At 69.3% G+C, this 2,079-nt stretch carries 3 protein-coding genes; all 3 read left to right on the top strand.

What is annotated here, in order from left to right; all coding sequences use genetic code 11:
- Positions 1-613, top strand: a 613-nt coding sequence (locus tag AX669_RS01965; RefSeq protein WP_156444891.1) for a glycosyltransferase, incomplete at its 5' end; no start/stop codon positions are given.
- Positions 614-680: 67 nt separating this feature from the next.
- Positions 681-1,247, top strand: a complete 567-nt coding sequence (locus tag AX669_RS01970; RefSeq protein WP_062256224.1) for a YbjN domain-containing protein — start codon at positions 681-683, stop codon at positions 1,245-1,247.
- A gap of 40 nt (positions 1,248-1,287) precedes the next feature.
- On the top strand, positions 1,288-2,034 hold the full coding sequence (locus AX669_RS01975) for a phosphoglyceromutase (RefSeq protein ID WP_062256226.1): 747 nt from the start codon (positions 1,288-1,290) through the stop codon (positions 2,032-2,034).
- Positions 2,035-2,079: the final 45 nt, after the last annotated feature.

Here is a 2,079-nt window from a genome sequence, read left to right on the forward strand (position 1 = left end):
CTTCGTCGGCCGCATCCAGCCGCTCAAGGCGCCCGACGTCCTCGTGCGTGCCGTCGCTCGCATGATCGAGGACGCCCCGTGGCGCCGCGAGAAGCTGCGACTCGTCATCGTCGGCGGGCCGTCGGGCTCAGGCCTCGACAAGCCCCTCGCGCTGCAGGCGCTCGCGCGCGAGCTGGGCGTCAAGGACGTCGTCGACTTCGTGCCGCCCGTCTCGCGGCGCGAACTCGTCACCTGGTTCCATGCGACGGATGTCGTCGCGGTGCCGTCGCACAGCGAGTCGTTCGGGCTCGTCGCGATCGAGGCGTCCGCCTCCGGCACGCCCGTCGTGGCCGCGGCGGTCGGTGGGCTGCCGACGGCCGTCGGAGACGGCGGCGTCCTCGTCGACGGCCACGACCCGGCGGCGTGGGCGCAGGAGCTCGCCGCATTGCTCGACGACCCGCCACGCATCGATGAACTGGGCCGCCGTGCCGCCCGCCACGCTCAGGACTACAGCTGGGACGCGAGCGTCGACAAGCTCCTCGCCGTCTATGAGGACGCGTGCCGGCGGGAGACGAGCTCCTACATCGACGCCTCCCGTGCGCTCGCCGGGGTGCCCAGCGCCATCGTGCCGTGACGGTCTGAGGGTGCGAAGGCCGGACGGGGTGATGCCGCGAGCGGCGACGGCCGCGTAGGTTGGTGTCATGTCTGACGCTGACCTGGTCGAAGCCGCCACCACCCTCGTGCGCGAATGGTTGGAGGAATCCGGCCTCGAATGGGATCTCGGGGCGCGCGAGCGCGAGTTCGTCGTCACGCTGCCGGGGGAGAAGAAGCTCAAGACGGTCGTCTCGCTCGTCGTCGGGGACCGCACGCTCAAGGCGATGGCGTTCGTCGTGCGCAACCCCGACGAGAACCACGAGGACGTCTACCGGCTACTCCTGCAGCGCAACCTGCGCCTGCCGGGCGTCGCGTACGGCATCGACTCCTCCGGCGACGTCTACCTCACCGGCCGACTGCCGCTGGCGGGGCTCGACACGGCGGGCCTCGACGTCCTGCTCGGCGCGATGCTCGAGGCGAGCGACGGCATCTTCAACGACGTCCTCGCGCGTGGCTTCCTGTCGTCGATGAAGAAAGAATGGCACTGGCGCGTCACGCACGACGAGTCGACGCGCAACCTCGACGCCTTCCGCCACCTCCTCGAGAACGACCGCGACGACGAGGCGAGGGCGGACGATGAGGCGACGGCGAAAGATCCGACCACCGAGCTGTGACGCCCCACCCTCGCACGGGCGCCGGCGATAGGCTGGAGGTATGACGCACACGCTGATCCTGCTCCGTCACGGAGAGTCCGACTGGAACGCCAAGAACCTGTTCACCGGGTGGGTCGACGTGCCCCTCACCGACAAGGGCAGGGCCGAGGCCACGCACGGCGGTGAACTGCTTGTCGAGAACGGTATCCTGCCCGACGTCGTCCACACGTCGCTGCTGCGCCGCGCCATCATGACGGCCAACCTCGCACTCGACGCAGCCGACCGTCACTGGATCCCGGTCAAGCGCAGCTGGCGCCTCAACGAGCGGCACTACGGCGCTCTCCAGGGCAAGAACAAGGCCGAGACGCTCGCCACGTACGGCGAAGAGCAGTTCATGACGTGGCGCCGCTCCTTCGACACGCCGCCGCCGCCCATCGAGAAGGGCAGCGAGTGGAGCCAGGACGCCGACCCTCGCTACGCCGACCTCGGTGACGACGCGCCGCTGACGGAATGCCTCAAGGACGTCATCGAGCGCTTCCTGCCCTACTGGCACGACGAGGTCGTCCCCGACCTGCAGGACGACAAGACGGTGCTGCTCGCCGCACACGGCAACTCGCTGCGCGCCGTCGTCAAGCACCTCGACGGCATCAGTGACGACGACATCGTCGGCGTCAACATCCCCACCGGCATGCCCCTCGTCTACGAACTCGACGACAACTTCGAGCCCGTCACCAAGGGCGGACGCTACCTCGACCCCGAAGCCGCCGCCGCAGCTGCTGCCGCCGTCGCCAATCAGGGCAAGAAGTAAGCACCCACATCTGATGAAGCCCGCCACACCGATCGGTGTGGCGGG

This window comes from Dermacoccus sp. CCH2-D9 (assembly GCF_001556795.1).
Classification (GTDB): domain Bacteria; phylum Actinomycetota; class Actinomycetes; order Actinomycetales; family Dermatophilaceae; genus Dermacoccus; species Dermacoccus nishinomiyaensis.

Excerpts from the sequence above, each read along its gene's own strand:
- AX669_RS01970 (WP_062256224.1), top strand. The coding sequence starts at position 681 with ATGTCTGACGCTGACCTGGTCGAAGCCGCCACCACCCTCGTGCGCGAA.
- AX669_RS01975 (WP_062256226.1), top strand. The coding sequence starts at position 1,288 with ATGACGCACACGCTGATCCTGCTCCGTCACGGAGAGTCCGACTGGAAC.